The 13,949-nt window shown below is 72.8% G+C and carries 14 protein-coding genes; 6 read left to right on the plus strand and 8 right to left on the minus strand.

The window, feature by feature from the left end; all coding sequences use genetic code 11:
- Positions 1-83: 83 nt before the first annotated feature.
- Positions 84-395, minus strand: coding sequence for a hypothetical protein (locus ABT296_RS21800; RefSeq protein WP_351929770.1), 312 nt, complete (start codon positions 393-395; stop codon positions 84-86).
- 68 nt (positions 396-463) lie between these two features.
- On the opposite strand from ABT296_RS21800, the gene ABT296_RS21805 reads away from it, so the two are divergent.
- Positions 464-877, plus strand: coding sequence for a VOC family protein (locus ABT296_RS21805; protein WP_351929772.1), 414 nt, complete (start codon positions 464-466; stop codon positions 875-877).
- Positions 878-940: 63 nt separating this feature from the next.
- A complete protein-coding gene (locus tag ABT296_RS21810; protein ID WP_351929774.1) occupies positions 941-1,696 on the plus strand; it encodes a TetR family transcriptional regulator in 756 nt (251 codons plus the stop codon).
- A 4-nt stretch (positions 1,697-1,700) separates the two neighbouring features.
- Here ABT296_RS21810 and ABT296_RS21815 read toward each other — a convergent pair whose 3' ends face one another.
- The gene (locus ABT296_RS21815; protein ID WP_351929861.1) at positions 1,701-4,106 is read right to left on the minus strand and encodes an MMPL family transporter; all 2,406 of its coding nucleotides are present in this window, start codon (positions 4,104-4,106) and stop codon (positions 1,701-1,703) included.
- A 167-nt stretch (positions 4,107-4,273) separates the two neighbouring features.
- On the opposite strand from ABT296_RS21815, the gene ABT296_RS21820 reads away from it, so the two are divergent.
- Together ABT296_RS21820 and ABT296_RS21825 are read left to right on the plus strand one after the other, a co-directional pair.
- Entirely contained in the window at positions 4,274-4,963 is a 690-nt protein-coding gene (locus tag ABT296_RS21820) for a response regulator transcription factor (RefSeq protein ID WP_351929776.1), read from the plus strand.
- Positions 4,963-6,402, plus strand: coding sequence for a sensor histidine kinase (locus ABT296_RS21825; RefSeq protein ID WP_351929778.1), 1,440 nt, complete (start codon positions 4,963-4,965; stop codon positions 6,400-6,402). Before ABT296_RS21820 ends, ABT296_RS21825 begins: the two co-directional genes overlap by 1 nt.
- A 128-nt stretch (positions 6,403-6,530) precedes the next feature.
- Here the strand turns inward: ABT296_RS21825 and ABT296_RS21830 are convergent, their stop codons facing one another.
- Both ABT296_RS21830 and ABT296_RS38745 read right to left on the minus strand, forming a co-directional pair.
- Entirely contained in the window at positions 6,531-7,802 is a 1,272-nt protein-coding gene (locus tag ABT296_RS21830; RefSeq protein WP_351929780.1) for a metallophosphoesterase, read from the minus strand.
- A 42-nt stretch (positions 7,803-7,844) separates the two neighbouring features.
- Positions 7,845-8,222 (minus strand): SCO4848 family membrane protein, encoded by a 378-nt coding sequence (locus ABT296_RS38745; RefSeq protein ID WP_502977299.1) that lies wholly within the window; start codon positions 8,220-8,222, stop codon positions 7,845-7,847.
- Here ABT296_RS38745 and ABT296_RS21840 point away from each other — a divergent pair.
- Positions 8,179-9,477, plus strand: a complete 1,299-nt coding sequence (locus tag ABT296_RS21840; RefSeq protein ID WP_351929784.1) for a D-alanyl-D-alanine carboxypeptidase family protein — start codon at positions 8,179-8,181, stop codon at positions 9,475-9,477. The genes ABT296_RS38745 and ABT296_RS21840 overlap by 44 nt on opposite strands.
- Here ABT296_RS21840 and ABT296_RS21845 read toward each other — a convergent pair.
- The 4 genes from ABT296_RS21845 to ABT296_RS21860 form a co-directional block, all read right to left on the minus strand.
- Positions 9,431-10,345, minus strand: a complete 915-nt coding sequence (locus ABT296_RS21845; protein ID WP_351929786.1) for a YihY/virulence factor BrkB family protein — start codon at positions 10,343-10,345, stop codon at positions 9,431-9,433. The two genes, ABT296_RS21840 and ABT296_RS21845, sit on opposite strands and share 47 nt — an antisense overlap.
- Entirely contained in the window at positions 10,333-10,737 is a 405-nt protein-coding gene (locus ABT296_RS21850; RefSeq protein ID WP_351929863.1) for a GtrA family protein, read from the minus strand. The genes ABT296_RS21845 and ABT296_RS21850 overlap by 13 nt, the downstream gene beginning before the upstream one ends.
- Before the next feature lie 134 nt (positions 10,738-10,871).
- Positions 10,872-11,855, minus strand: coding sequence for a decaprenyl-phosphate phosphoribosyltransferase (locus ABT296_RS21855; protein WP_351929788.1), 984 nt, complete (start codon positions 11,853-11,855; stop codon positions 10,872-10,874).
- Positions 11,848-12,453 carry a phosphatase PAP2 family protein gene (locus tag ABT296_RS21860; protein WP_351929790.1) on the minus strand — a complete coding sequence of 202 codons (606 nt, stop codon included), beginning with the start codon at positions 12,451-12,453 and terminating at the stop codon, positions 11,848-11,850. The genes ABT296_RS21855 and ABT296_RS21860 overlap by 8 nt, the downstream gene beginning before the upstream one ends.
- Positions 12,454-12,586: 133 nt before the next feature.
- Between ABT296_RS21860 and dprE1 the strand changes: the two genes are divergently transcribed.
- Entirely contained in the window at positions 12,587-13,942 is a 1,356-nt protein-coding gene (gene dprE1 / locus ABT296_RS21865) for a decaprenylphosphoryl-beta-D-ribose oxidase (protein WP_351929791.1), read from the plus strand.
- Positions 13,943-13,949 lie beyond the last annotated feature (7 nt).

Raw genomic sequence — 13,949 nt, forward strand, 5'->3', positions numbered from 1 at the left:
GGCCCGAGGGCCTCGCTCCCGTAAGCGCGGGAGGCGGGGCCCTCGGGCTTTTCCCGTACCGGGTCGGCCTGTTCCCTCGGCGGTCAGCCGCCGGCCAGGGGTATCAGGCGCAGGAAGGTGACCTCCGTGTCCGCGGACACCTCGACGGTGTCGTCCGGGTCGGTGAGCCGGCGGTCGCCGACGAGCAGCAGCAGTCCGTTCCCCGCGAAGGCCCGCAGGAGCGCCTCGGTCTGCCCCTCGGGGTCGGTACGGCGCCGGCGGCCCGCGGCGATCTCCTCGCGCACCCGGCGCCGGATCAGCTCCCGCGCCGTCAGGCGCTCCTCGGTGACGGCGAGCCGCGGGCCCGGCTCGCGGCGGCCGGAGGTCGTCTCGTCGACGAAGGTCACATGTCCCATACGCCCGACCGTACGCGGCGCCACCGACAATCCCGCGCTCCGGACGATCATCGGCCTACTCTGACACCGTGTCAGATGACGAGTCGTACGAACTGCTCGGGTTCGACAACGTGCTGCTGCCCGTCGGCGATCTCGGCGAGGCGGTCGGATTCTACGAACGCGCCGGGTTCACCGTGGGGTTCCGCTTCGACGAGGCCGGTATCGCCCTGTTGAAGGTGGGCGACGAGACGCCCGGGATCCTGCTGCGCCACGAGGAGGGGCTGGGGCACCGGCCACCGCCCTGGCCCACCTCCCGGGTGTGGCTGGAGGTGCCGGACGCCCGGGCGGCCGCCGACCGGCTGGCCGGGGCCGGGATCGTGCCGCTGGACCCGCCGTTCCCGGTGGCCACCGGCTGGACCGTCGAGGTCGCCGACCCCTGGGGGAACGTGGTCGGGCTCACCGACTACTCCCGGCGCCCCTCGCTCGGCCGGACCGCCGTGTGAGGCGCCCCGCGCTCGGCCGGACCGCCGTGTGATGCCCCCGTCCGCACTGGTTAGTCTCGCTGCGTGCCCTCGAAGAACGACAGCAGCCCCGAACCCAGCAAGTCCGAGCAGACCCGCGCGCTGATCCTGGAGACCGCGATGCGGCTGTTCCAGGAGCGCGGCTACGACAAAACCACGATGCGGGCCATCGCCCAGGAGGCGGGCGTCTCCGTCGGCAACGCCTACTACTACTTCGAGGGCAAGGAACACCTGATCCAGGGCTTCTACGACCGGATCGCCGCCGAGCACCAGGTGGCGGTGCGGGAGGTCCTGGCCCGCGAGAAGGATCTGGAGGCCCGGCTCGCCGGGGTGCTGCGGGCCTGGCTGGACATCGCCACGCCGTACCACGAGTTCGCGGTGCAGTTCTTCAAGAACGCCGCCGACCCGGACTCCCCGCTCAGCCCCTTCTCCCCGGAGTCGGAGCACGCGCGCGTGGCGGCCGTCCAGGTCCACCGCGAGGTCCTCGCGGGCGCCACGCGGACGAAGGTGCCCGAGGAACTGCGGGACGTGCTGCCGGAGTTGATGTGGCTGTCCCAGATGGGCCTGGTGCTGTACTGGATCTTCGACCGCACTCCGGACCGCGAGCGCAGCTACAAGCTCGCCGACCGGGGCGCGCGACTCACCGCGCGCGGAGTGGCCCTGGCCCGCTTCCGCGTGCTGCGGCCCCTGGTGCGCGAGGTGCACGAGCTGTTCACGGACTTCCTGCCGGGCATGACCAGGGTGCTGCCCGACCCGAACGGGAGGGAAGGGGCGCCCGACACGTCCGACGAGCGCCCCTGAGCGGTCAGTTGACCGCGTCCACCTCGTCCTCGGCGAGCTCCACGTCGTACACCAGCGGCTCCCCCGCCACGTCCAGGTGCCGTGCGCGTGAGCCGTGTCCGGTGGCCGTCGCCGCGAGCAGGTAGGTGCCCGGCGCCGGCACCGAGACGATGTACGAGCCGTCCGCGAGGGAGGTCACCCGGTCCAGCTGGCGGCCGCCCTTGGTCAGCAGGGTCACCGCGGCGCCCGCCACCGCCTCGCCGTCCGCGGTGCGGATGTAGCCGTGGACCGCGGAGGCGCCGCCCTCGGGGGCCGGCTCCGGCGCGGGCTGTTCGGCCGGCTCCACCGCCAGGTGCGGCAGCCGCTTCTCCAGGCCGGCCGGCAGCCACCAGTTGGCGTTGCCGAGCAGGTGCATCGCGGCCGGCACCAGCGCCGTACGCAGGATGAACGCGTCCAGCGCCACGGCGGCGGCCAGGCCGACGCCCGCCATCGCGCCCTCCATGTCGCCGCTGAGGACGAACGCGGAGAACACGCAGATCATGATCAGGGCCGCGCAGTTGATGACCCGGCTGGTCTCCGCGAGGCCCACCCGGACCGCGCGCGCGTTGTCCTTGGTGTGCACCCACTCCTCGTGCATCCGGCTGACCAGGAACACCTGGTAGTCCATGGAGAGGCCGAAGAGCAGCGAGAGCATGATGACCGGCAGGAACGAGGTGATCGGCCCCTCCTTGCCGACGCCGATCAGCTCGGTGCCCCAGCCCCACTGGAAGATCGCCACCAGCACACCGAAGGAGGCGGCCGCCGCGATCAGGTTCATCAGCGCGGCCGTCAGCGGCACCACCAGCGAGCGGAACGCGATCATCAGCAGCAGGAAGCCCAGCGCGATGATGGTCGCGACGAAGTACGGCAGCCGGTCGCCGGTGACCTCGGCGAAGTCCTTGAACACGGCCGTCACACCGCCGACATGGGCCTCGACGCCGGCCTGCGGGATCACCTCGTCGCGCAGCAGGTCGATGAGCCGGTCGGTCTCCTCGGACTGCGGTGACGTGGTCGGCACCACGTTGATCACCGAGACGCCGTTCGCGGGCGGCGCGGCGACCGCCTGGGAGACCCCCTCGGCCGAGCCGATCGCGGCGACGAGCGAGTCGGGCGCCGGCCCGTCCACGACGACCTGGAGCGGGCCGTTGACGCCGGGCCCGAAGCCCTCGGCGAGCAGGTCGTACGCCTGCCGGGTGGTCGTGGTCTCCTGGTGGTTGCCCTGGTCGGTGGCGCCGAGCCGGATCGACAGCACCGGCAGCGCGAGCACCGCCATGACCACCAGGGCACCGGCCGCGATGGTGCGCGGCCGCTTCTGCACGTACGTCGACCAGCGGGCGGCGAGGCCGCTGGCCTCCTCCGGCTCCGGTCCCGTCGCGGCCAGCCGGCGCCGCTGCCTGCGGCTGAGGACACGGGTGCCCAGCAGCCCGAGCAGCGCCGGGAGCAGGGTGATCGCGGCCAGCACGCTCAGCACCACGGTCAGCGAGGTCGCGACGACCACGCCGTCCAGGAACCGCATGTTCATCACCAGCATGCCGGCGAGCGCGATGCACACCGTGCCGCCGGCGAACAGCACCGCGCGCCCGGAGGTGTTGAGGGCCGTCACCGCGGCGTCCTCCGGCCTCATCCCGCGCAGGATGCCCCGCCGGTGCCGGGTGACGATGAACAGCGCGTAGTCGATGCCGACCCCGAGGCCGATCAACGAGCCGAGCAGCGGGGCGACTTCGGGCACGTCGGTGACATGGCTGAGCAGCATCGTGGAGAGCATGCCGGTGCCGACACCGGCGACGGCCACCACGATCGGCAGCAGCATCGCGAACAGCGAGCCGAAGGCCAGGAACAGCACGACGGCCGCGGCGAGGATGCCGACCGCCTCCGCGGTGCCCGCCGGGGGCTCCTGGGTGCGGGCGATCGCCTGACCGCCCAACTCCACCTGGAGTCCGTCCCGTTCGGCCGCCTGCGCGATGTCGACGATCTCCTCGACCGTCTCCTTCGGGATGGCGTTGGCCTGCTCCTTGAAGGTGATCTGGGCGTACGCGATCCGCCCGTCCTCACTGACGGCCGCCGCTCCCGGGGTGCCCGAGTAGGGGTCGGTGACCTCACCGACGCCCTCCATCCCGGCGATCTCCTCCAGCGCCGGCTGGACGCGGGAGCGTACGGCCTCGTCCCGTACGGAGCCCTCGTCGGTCTTCCACACCACCGTGTCGGTGTCCCCGGCCCGCTCCGGGAACGCCTTCTCCATCAGGTCGTACGCGCTCTTGGAGTCCGTGTTCGGCAGGGAGAAGACGTTCGCGTAGTCCGTGCCCGCGGCGGATCCGCCGAAGCCCAGGCCGAACAGTGCCCCCACCCACAGCAACAGGACCACCAGCCGGTGCCGATAGCACCACCGTGCCAATGCAGCCACCCTCAACGCTCCTTCGTCGGTCGTCGGTCGGTCCCCCAGGTCCTGGCACCACAATCGTGGGCGCGGTACGGGCGCGGACATGCGCCGGGCCCGACTCTCAAGGAACTCCAAAGCACGGAAGGTGCCCGGCCGTCGGCACCCGCGCCGATACTGGGGGCATGACAACGGCTGCGGGCACGGTGCTGGTCGTGGAGGACGAGGAGAGCATCGCGGACGTCCTCGCCATCGCCCTGCGCTACCACCGGTTCGAGGTGATGACCGCGGGCACCGTCCGCGAGGCCCTGGCGCTCGCCGGGCGCACCCGCCCCGACGTGGCACTGCTGGACGTGATGCTGCCGGACGGCGACGGCCGCGCCCTCGGCCGCGAACTGCGCGCCCGGCGCCCCGACCTGGCGCTGGTCTTCCTCACCGCGCGGGACTCGCCCGCCGAGATCGTCGGCGCCCTCGGCTTCGGCGACGACTACATCACCAAGCCCTTCGACATCGACGTGGTGATCGCCCGGATCACCGCCGTCCTGCGCCGCACCCGCTCCGCCGACGTCCTCCCCCAGCGCCCGCCGCTGCGCTACGGCGACCTGGAGCTGGACGAGTCGACGTACTCCGTGCACCGCGCGGGCCGCACGGTCGAGCTGACCCCCACCGAGTACGCGCTGCTGCGCTTCCTGGTGCGCAACGGCGGCCGCATCGTGCCCAAGGACCAACTGCTCAGGCATGTCTGGCAGTACGAGCACACCCCGCCGGAGTCGACCGTCGTGGAGACCTACATCAGCTATCTGCGCCGCAAGCTCGACACCCTCGGACCGCCGGTCATCACCACCCGGCGGGGCGTGGGCTACGGACTCGCGTGATGCTCGGGCACGGGTGCCGCAGGCACCGCGGAATCCACTCGCTGCGCGCCAAACTGACGCTCGCCAACGTGGCGTTGCTGGCGCTCGGGGTCGTAGCGGCGACCGCGATCAGCCTGATGACCGCCCGCCACTACCTCCTCGACAAGATCGACTCCGAGCTGCTCTCCACCCGCACCACCCTGGAGAACGCCGGCTTCAGCCTCCGGCAGGTCGAGTCCCTCGGTGAACTCGGCATCGCCATGGACCAGTTCGTCGGGGACGGCGACCAGGGCTTCCCCTCCTCGGCCACCTCGGTGCTCGTCGCCGTGGACGCCACCGGCCGCCCGGTGGCCCTCGGCCCGCTCGAACCGACGCAGCGCCAGCGCGCGATCGCCGCCGCCGCCGGGGACCCCGGTGCGGTCGCCGCCCGCACCGAGCCCCGCGACGTCGACGTGGACGGCACGCCGTACCGGATGATCGGGGCCCGGCTCGCCGACGGCACCCTGGTGCTGATCGCCACCTCCACCGACGCCCTGCACGAGGGCATGGCCAAGGCCATCAAGCTGGACCTGGCCTTCGGGACCGTGCTGCTGGCGCTGCTGGCCTGCGTGACCCTGTTCAGCGTGCGCCGCCACATGCGCCCGCTGGAGGACATGGTGGAGACCTCCTCGGCCATCGCCGAGGGCGACCTGACCCGCCGCGTCCCCTCCAGCCGCGAGGCGACCCTGGAGGTCGAGCAGTTGCGCACGGCCCTGAACTCCATGCTCCACCAGGTGGAACTGGCCTACCGCACCCGCGAGCGCAGCGCCGCCCAGCTGCGCCGCTTCGTCGCGGACGCCTCCCACGAACTGCGCACCCCGCTCTCCGCGATACGCGGCTACCTCCAGCTCTACGACAAGGGCATGCTGAGCGACCCCGACCAGCGCAAACGGGCCTGGGAGCGGGTCATGGCGGAGGCGGACCGGATGGGCCGGCTGGTGGACGAGCTGCTCTGTCTGGCCCGGCTGGACCAGCAGCCCGAACTCCGCTTCCGCAACGTGGACCTGAGCCGTCTGGTCCGGGACGCCGCCGAGGACCTGCGGATGCAGCAGCCGGACCGTCCGCTCACGGTCGCCGCGGAGGGCGCCGTGCTGATCCGCGCCGACGAGTCGGGGCTGCGCCAGGTGCTCGGCAACCTGGTCACCAACGTCCGCGTCCACACGCCCGCCGGGGCGCCGGTCCGCCTGGGCGTGGACCGCGGCGACGGTGTGGTCCGGCTGTGCGTGGCGGACGAGGGGCCGGGGCTGGCCCAGGAGGACGCGCTGCGGATCTTCGACCGCTTCTTCCGGGCGGGCGGCGGCGCGGGAAGCGGTCTGGGCATGGCGATCGTGCAGGGCGTGGTCACGGCGCACGGCGGCGAGGTCGCCGTGGACACGGCGCCGGGGCGAGGGCTGAGGGTGACGGTGACGTTGCCCGCGTGAGCGCCGGGGGCGGGCCCGGCGGCGCCCCTGTCGACGGACGCCGGTTCGCGTCCGGCCCGTCGACGTGGGCCGACATACGCCGCCGGGCGCCGGTTCGCGTCGGGCCCGTCGGTCTCGGCCGGTTCGCGTCAGGCCTGGCGGGAGGCCAGCTGGATCACCGTGATGTCGGACGGCGCGCCCACCCGGGTCGGCGGGCCCCACGCGCCGGCGCCCCGGCTGACGTACAGCTGGGTGTCGCCGTAGCGCTCCAGACCGGCGACCGTCGGGTTGGCCGCGGCGGCGAGGAGGTTGCCGGGCCAGAGCTGGCCGCCGTGGGTGTGACCGGAGAGCTGGAGGTCGACGCCGTACTCGACGGCGTCGTGGATCTGTACGGGCTGGTGGGCGAGGAGCACACAGGCGCGCGCCGGGTCCCGGTCGCCGAGCGCCTTGGCGAAGTCCGGTCCCAGGCCCTCGCTCTCTCCGGCGATGTCGTTGACCCCGGCGAGGTCGAACCAGGGCAGTTCGGTGCGCGCGTTCTCCAGGGGCAACAGGCCCAGCCGGCGCACCTCCTCGACCCACTGCTCGGCGCCGGAGAAGTACTCGTGGTTGCCGGTGACGAAGTAGGCGGGGGCCTTGATCCCGGAGAGCGGGCCCGCCGCCGTACGCAGGTCGGCGACACTGCCGTCGACGAGGTCGCCGACGACGGCGACGAGGTCGGGCTGGGTCGAGTTGATGGTGTCCACGACCCGCTGGGCGAAGCCCCGGCCGAGGACCGGGCCGAGGTGGACGTCGCTGACCACCGCGATGCGGTAGCCGTGCGCCGCGCGCGGCAGTCGGGCGAGCGGCACGGTGACCCGCTTGACGCTCGGCCCGTTCAGGACGCCGTAGGTGCCGGCGCCGACCGTCCCGACGGCAGCGGCGGCGGCCGCGCCGCCGATGACCCGGGAGACGAAGAGCCTGCGGGAGGGACCGGCCGCGGGCGGCGCCGGGTCCTCGGGCGGCGCGGACTCCCCGGAGCCGCCGGACGCGCCGGACGCGCCCGCGGGCACCGTCTCCGGCTGCACCTCCGGCTCCGGCTCCGGCCGGCGGGCCGGTGCCCCGGCCGACGCGCGCCGTTCGAGCCAACGCCGCAGCAGGGGCCGTACGGCCTCCCCCACGAGCAGCCCCAGCAGCAGGTAGATCGAGAGCGCCAGCCACAGGAACCCGGGCCAGGCCAGCACCCGCTGGAGCCAGAACGGCATGCCGGTCCGCTCGCCCACGAGGGCGGCGATCGCCATCAGCCAGCCCCCGGCGATCAGTACCGCGCCCGCGCGCCGCACCCACCCGGACCCGCCGGTCGTGTCACGGAACAGGCGCCGCCACACGTACCAGTTGGCCGTCACCAGGACGGCCAGAACGATCACGATGAAGACGAAGACCACGGCAGTCGTACCCCTGTGTCCCAGTGTCCTGTGCCCGTACGCCTATGCCGTACGCCGCAATGCGCGCAGCCCGCGCAACCCGATGACCCCGACGACCGTCCCCAATACGAAGGAGACGACGGCGAGCGTCAGGTGCACCCAGAAGTACGCGGTCGGGTCGCCCGCGTCGTCGAACGCGAGGCCGCTGCCGTCCTTGGCCAGGTTTTTGACGAAAGTGACCCAGATGACCCAGCTCCACACCCCGAAGGCGAGCAGGAACCAGGAGACAGGGCGGCTGAGCTTCATACCTTCAGTATCACCGCCCTCTGTCTTGTTCCGTGGCCGGGGTGGGGGTCGGGGTAGGAGCCCGGCCGCCGGGCCCTGTACGTTCTCGTCCGTGTCCGCACCCCAGAAGACCAACAGGCGATCGCTGCTGGTCATTTCCGCCGTTCTGTCGTCCCTGGCGCTGACCGCGCCCGTCTCGTACGCGGCGCCCAGCCCGTCACCGACACCGTCCGCCACACCGCCGGCGGGCATGTCGACGGTGGGCGGTGAGCGGCTCGGGCGGGCCGGTACGCAGGTCGAGCTCGCCGACGGCGTGCCGGTGCTGCCCAAGGGCCTGTCGGCGCGGTCCTGGGTGGTCGCCGACGCCGAGTCCGGCGAGGTGCTCGCGGCGCACAACGCGCACTGGCGGCTGGCCCCGGCGAGCACGCTGAAGATGCTCTTCGCGGACACGCTGCTGCCGAAGTTCCCCTCGTCCACCGAGCACGAGGTGGTCCCCTCCGACCTGGCGGACGTCGGGGTCGGCTCCAGCATGGTGGGGATAAAGGAGGGCGAGAAGTACACCGTCCACGATCTGTGGCTCGGGGTGTTCCTGCGCTCCGGCAACGACGCCGTGCACGTGCTGTCGAAGATGAACGGCGGCATCGACAAGACCGTCGAGGAGATGAACGCGCACGCCGAGGAGCTCCAGGCCCTCGACACCCACGCCGTCTCCCCCGACGGCTACGACGCCCCCCGCCAGGTCTCCTCCGCCTACGACCTGACGCTGATCGCCCGTTCGGGGCTGCAGAAGAAGGACTTCCGCGAGTACTGCTCGACGGTCACCGCGAAGTTCCCGGGCGCGACGGAGAAGAACAAGAAGGGCAAGAAGGTCCGCAAGTCCTTCGAGATCCAGAACACCAACCGGCTGCTGAGCGGCGACTCCGACATCTCCGTCTACCAGGGCATCGCCGGGGTGAAGAACGGCAACACCACCAACGCGGGCGCCACCTTCACCGGGGTCGCCGAGCGCGACGGCCGGGTGCTGCTGGTCACCGTCATGAACCCGGAGAAGGACGAGCACAACGAGGTCTACAAGGAGACCGCGAAGCTCTTCGACTGGGGTTTCAAGGCGGCCGGCAAGGTCCAGCCGGTGGGTGAGCTGGTGGCGCCGAGGAGCGCGGCCGAGCCGAGCGCGCAGCCGGGGGCCACCAACGACTCCGGTTCCGGCGCGGGCTCCGGCAAGGACTCCGGTCCCGGGCAGGCCGGCGGATCCGCCGAGAAGCCGGTCGCGGGCGCGGCCGCCGAGGGCGGGTCCAGTGGCATCGGGGTGGCGCTCGCGGTGACCGGCGGGCTGCTGGTGCTGCTCGCCGGTGGCGTGTTCCTGGTCAACCGTCGCTGGCCGCTGCCCGACCTGGTACGTCGTCGCCGCTGACTCCGCTGTCGTCGTCCTGCGGCTCGGCGCTCGGGGTGGCCGTCCAGGCGGCGCAGAACACCACGAGCTTCGCGGTGAAGTTGATCCACAGCAGCAGGGCGACCGGCACCCCGAAGGCGCCGTACATGCTCTTGCCCGCGACGCCCTGGATATAGCCGCTGAGCAGCAGTTTCAGCAGTTCGAAGCCGATCGCGCCGATCAGCGCGCCCACCATCAGGCGCCGGCGCGACGGCTCGACGCCGGGCAGCAGGGTCAGCACGTACAGCAGGAGCAGGAAGTCGGCGAGGACGGCGACCGAGAAGGCGGCGATCCACAGCAGGACGCTGCCCCAGCTCCCCTCGATGCCCAGTTCCTTGACGATCCTGCCGACCAGCGCCGAGGCGACGGTGGAGATGGCGAGGGTGAGCAGCACGGCGCCGCCGAGCCCGACCAGCACGCCCGCGTCCTTGCCCTTGCGCAGGACGGGGTTCTCCTCCGGGTCCTCAAGCTCCCACACCGCGCGCAGGCACTCGCGCATGGAGCCGACCCAGCTGATGCCGGTGACCAGCAGCAGGGCTCCGGCGATGAGACCGATGGTGCCGGCGTTCTGCACCAGCCCGTCGATGTTCAACTGGTCGGAGATGCCGGGCACCTGGTCGGCGATCTTGTCCTCAAGGGTGTCCTGCTGTTCCTGGCTGAGGGTCGCGGCGGCGACGGCGGCGGCCACGGCGAGCATCGGGAAGAGCGCGACGAAGCTGGTGAAGGTCATGGCGGCGGCCAGCTGGGTCCATTTCACCCGGTCCATGCGTTCGTACGACCGCCAGGCGTGCGTGGTCATCAGCCGGGTGGCGAGCGGTCCTACGACGGGGAGCTTTTTCAGCCAGTCCATGATCCAACTCTCCCCTCGTCGCGGAACACCCATGTCCGGGTTCCCCAGAAACGCAGAACAGTCGCCAGTGCCATGCCCACTCCGGCGCCCGAGACCACGTCCGCGCGCGGCGAGGTGAACCCGAGGCCGTAGTGGCTCACGGCCAGGCAGAGCAGTTGTACGGCGGCTCCGGCCAGGTTCACCGCGAAGAAGACCGCGTAGGGGCGCAGCCCGGTGGGTCGGGTGTGCCGGTAGGTGCCGAGGGCGTTGCCGGCGTAGGCGACCGTGCAGCCGGCGGCGAAGGCCAGCGCCTTGGCGGTGAGCGGGTCGAGGCCGGCCGGGCCGCGCAGGGCGACGAACAGGGCGGTGTCGACGGCGTAGGCGAGGAGGCCGGCGGCGGCGAAGCCGAGCAGTTCGCGGCGGGTGGATCGGCCGGTGCGGGCGGGGCGGTCCGCCCTGGTGGGGCGGTCCGCGCGGGCGGGTGTGCTCGCTGATCGGTCGGCTCGGGCGGGTGTGGGGGCGGAAGGCTCCGCCCGTGCGCGCGTGCTCACCAGTTCGCCACCGCCAGGCCGTACATGGCGAGCCACACCAGGCCGATCAGGGCCAGGGCGCGGTCGCCCAGTACGACCTCCTCGGGTTCGCCGGCGGTGCCCCGGTCGGCGAAGACGGCGTACCGGAGGATGGCGAGGACGAACGCGACCACGGACAGTTGCCGCCAGGGCAGCACGCTGGTGTGCGGGACCCCGCCCTCCTCCAGCGCCCACAGGCAGTAGCCGAGGACGGCGACCCCGGCCGCGAGCTGCCAGACGAAGCGCAGGTAGCCGGTGGTGTACTCGGTGAGCAGCGCGCGTGTGGCGCCCGCCTTCCCGGCCATCTGCACGGCCTCGGAGTAGCGCTTGGCCGAGACCATGAACAGCGCGCCGAAGCCCGTGGTGATCAGGAACCAGCGGGAGAGCGGGATGCCGAGCGCGAGCCCGCCGACCATGGCCCGCATCAGGAAGCCGGTCGTGACGACGACCAGGTCGACGACGAGGACGTGCTTGAGGCTGACGCAGTAGGCCAGTTGCATGCCCAGGTAGGCGGCGAGCAGCAGGGCGACCAGCGGGTCGCTCAGCCAGAGGGCGGCGGCCGGCGCGAGGACGGCGAGGGCGCCGCCGACGGCGTAGGCGACGGGTACGGGGACCTGGCCGGCGGCGACCGGGCGGTGCCGTTTGGTGGGGTGGGCCCGGTCGGCCTCGGCGTCGCGGGCGTCGTTGACGAGGTAGACGGCGGCGGCGCAGGCGGTGAAGAGGACGAAGACCAGGGCGAGTTGGCTGAGGGCGCGGCCGGTGAACAGCTCTCCCGCGGCTGCCGGGGCGGCGACGACGAGGACGTTCTTGACCCACTGCTTGGGGCGGGCGGTCCTGATCAGGCCGCGCAGGAGGCCGCCTCGGGGAGCGGGGGCGCCGGTGGCGCGCGGGGGCGTGCGCTGTTCGTGGAGCGCGGACTCTCTGGTGCGCGCGCCGGTGGTCAGGGGCGCCGTCTCAGTCATGGGCGCCGCCGTTCATCCAGCGCGCCCCGGCGCGCGCCGCGAGCGCCCCCAGGGCCGCGCCGGCCGCCACGTCCGAGGGGTAGTGGACCCCGACGACCAGGCGGGAGAGGCACATGGCGGCGGCGAGGGGCGGGAGGGCGGCGGTGACGGCGGTGGCGGCCAGGGCGGTGGCGGGGAGTGCGGTGGCGGGCAGCCCGGTGAGGGCTGTGCGGCCGGCCGTCCCTTCGCTTCTTCCGCGCGCCGCCAGCATGCCGAAGGCGACCGCGGCGGCCGCGGCGGACGTCGCGTGCGAGCTGGGGAAGGAGTGCCGGCCCGCGGTGCGCACCAGGGGTTCGACGTGTGCGGGGCGCGGGCGGCGGACCACCCTCTTCACACCCATGCTGACGACGTGCGCACCCGCGGTGAGCGCCGTCCCGCGCAGCCAGGCGGCCCGTCGCGGGCGGTCGGCGGCGGCGCCCGCGAGGCCCGCCGCCAGCCACAGGGCACCGTGCTCGCCGGCCCGGGACAGGACGCGCGCGGCGCCGGCGACGCGGGGGTCGCGGCCGTACGCGCTCAGCGCGCTGAGGATGCGGTGATCCAGGTGGTCCAAGTGGTCCATGCGGCCCCACTGTTCACCCCGACCCCGCTGGAACTCCGTCAATATTGAGCGACATCCCATTAATCACCCATTTCGGGGAGGAAAGGGATGTTTCATAGCTAATCATCAGCAAAGCGGCGCTACGGTCGCCGACATGCCTGCCGACACTGTCTCCGTCACGGGTTGGGGCCGTACCGCTCCCACCGCCGCCCGGCTGATCCGGCCCCGGACGTACGCGGAGGCCGCGGCGGCCGTCCGCACCTGCGGCGCCCGGGGCGGGATCCCCCGGGGCCTGGGGCGCGCGTACGGGGACGCGGCGCAGAACGCCGGCGGGGCCGTGATCGACATGACGGGCCTGGACCAGGTGCACGCCATCGACGCGGACGGCGGCACCGTCCTGTGCGCGGCGGGCGTCTCCCTGGAGCGGCTGATGCGGGTGCTGCTGCCGCTCGGCTGGTTCGTGCCGGTGACCCCGGGGACCCGCCAGGTCACCGTCGGCGGGGCGATCGGCGCGGACATCCACGGCAAGAACCACCATGTGTCCGGCTCCTTCTCCCGGCACGTCCTCTCCTTCGAACTGCTCACCGCCGACGGCGAGATCCGCAGCGTCGTACGCGGCACCCCGCTGTTCGACGCGACCACCGGCGGCATGGGCCTGACCGGCGTGATCCTGACGGCCACCCTGCAACTGCTGCCGGTCGAGACCTCGTTGATGTCGGTGGACACCGAACGCGCGAGGGACCTCGACGACCTCATGGCCCGGCTCACCGCCACCGACCACCGCTACCGCTACTCGGTCGCCTGGATCGACCTCCTGGCACGCGGCGGCGACACCGGGCGGGCGGTCCTGACCCGCGGCGACCACGCGCCCCTGACGGCCCTGCGCGAGGGCACCCGCGCGCGCAGGGACCCACTCGCCTTCGATCCCGGCCGGCTGCCGTCCCCACCCGCCCTCTTCCCCGAGGGCCTGCTCGGCCGCCGGACGGTCGGCCTGTTCAACGAGTTCTGGTACCGCAAGGCCCCCCGCGCGCGCAGCGGTGAACTCCAGCGGATCTCCACCTTCTTCCACCCCCTCGACGGGGTCCCGCACTGGAACCGCGTGTACGGCCGGGGCGGCTTCGTGCAGTACCAGTTCGTCGTCGGACACGGGCGGGAGGAGGCCCTGTGCCGGATCGTGCGGCGCATCTCGCAGCGGCGCTGTCCGTCCTTCCTGGCCGTCCTCAAGCGCTTCGGGGACGCCGACCCGGGCTGGCTCTCCTTCCCGGTCCCGGGCTGGACGCTGGCCCTGGACATCCCCGCGAACCTCCCCGGTCTGGGTGCGTTCCTCGACGAACTGGACGAGGAGGTGGCCGCCGCCGGCGGCCGTGTCTACCTCGCCAAGGACTCCCGGCTCCGTCCCGAGCTGCTCTCCGTGATGTACCCGCGCCTGGACGACTTCCGCGCGCTGCGCGCCGAGACCGACCCGCGCGGGGTCTTCGCCTCGGACCTCTCCCGCCGCCTCGGTCTCTGACCCTTCC

Origin of the sequence: Streptomyces sp. NPDC000983 (assembly GCF_040299205.1) — a bacterium.
GTDB lineage: Bacteria > Actinomycetota > Actinomycetes > Streptomycetales > Streptomycetaceae > Streptomyces.

Coding starts and splice junctions, on each gene's coding strand:
- ABT296_RS21825 (WP_351929778.1), top strand. CDS start 4,963: ATGCTCGGGCACGGGTGCCGCAGGCACCGCGGAATCCACTCGCTGCGC.
- ABT296_RS21845 (WP_351929786.1), bottom strand. CDS start 10,345: ATGGACTGGCTGAAAAAGCTCCCCGTCGTAGGACCGCTCGCCACCCGG.
- ABT296_RS38745 (WP_502977299.1), bottom strand. CDS start 8,222: ATGACCAGCAGCGATCGCCTGTTGGTCTTCTGGGGTGCGGACACGGAC.
- ABT296_RS21855 (WP_351929788.1), bottom strand. CDS start 11,855: ATGACTGAGACGGCGCCCCTGACCACCGGCGCGCGCACCAGAGAGTCC.
- dprE1 (WP_351929791.1), top strand. CDS start 12,587: ATGCCTGCCGACACTGTCTCCGTCACGGGTTGGGGCCGTACCGCTCCC.
- ABT296_RS21860 (WP_351929790.1), bottom strand. CDS start 12,453: ATGGACCACTTGGACCACCTGGATCACCGCATCCTCAGCGCGCTGAGC.
- ABT296_RS21820 (WP_351929776.1), top strand. CDS start 4,274: ATGACAACGGCTGCGGGCACGGTGCTGGTCGTGGAGGACGAGGAGAGC.
- ABT296_RS21800 (WP_351929770.1), bottom strand. CDS start 395: ATGGGACATGTGACCTTCGTCGACGAGACGACCTCCGGCCGCCGCGAG.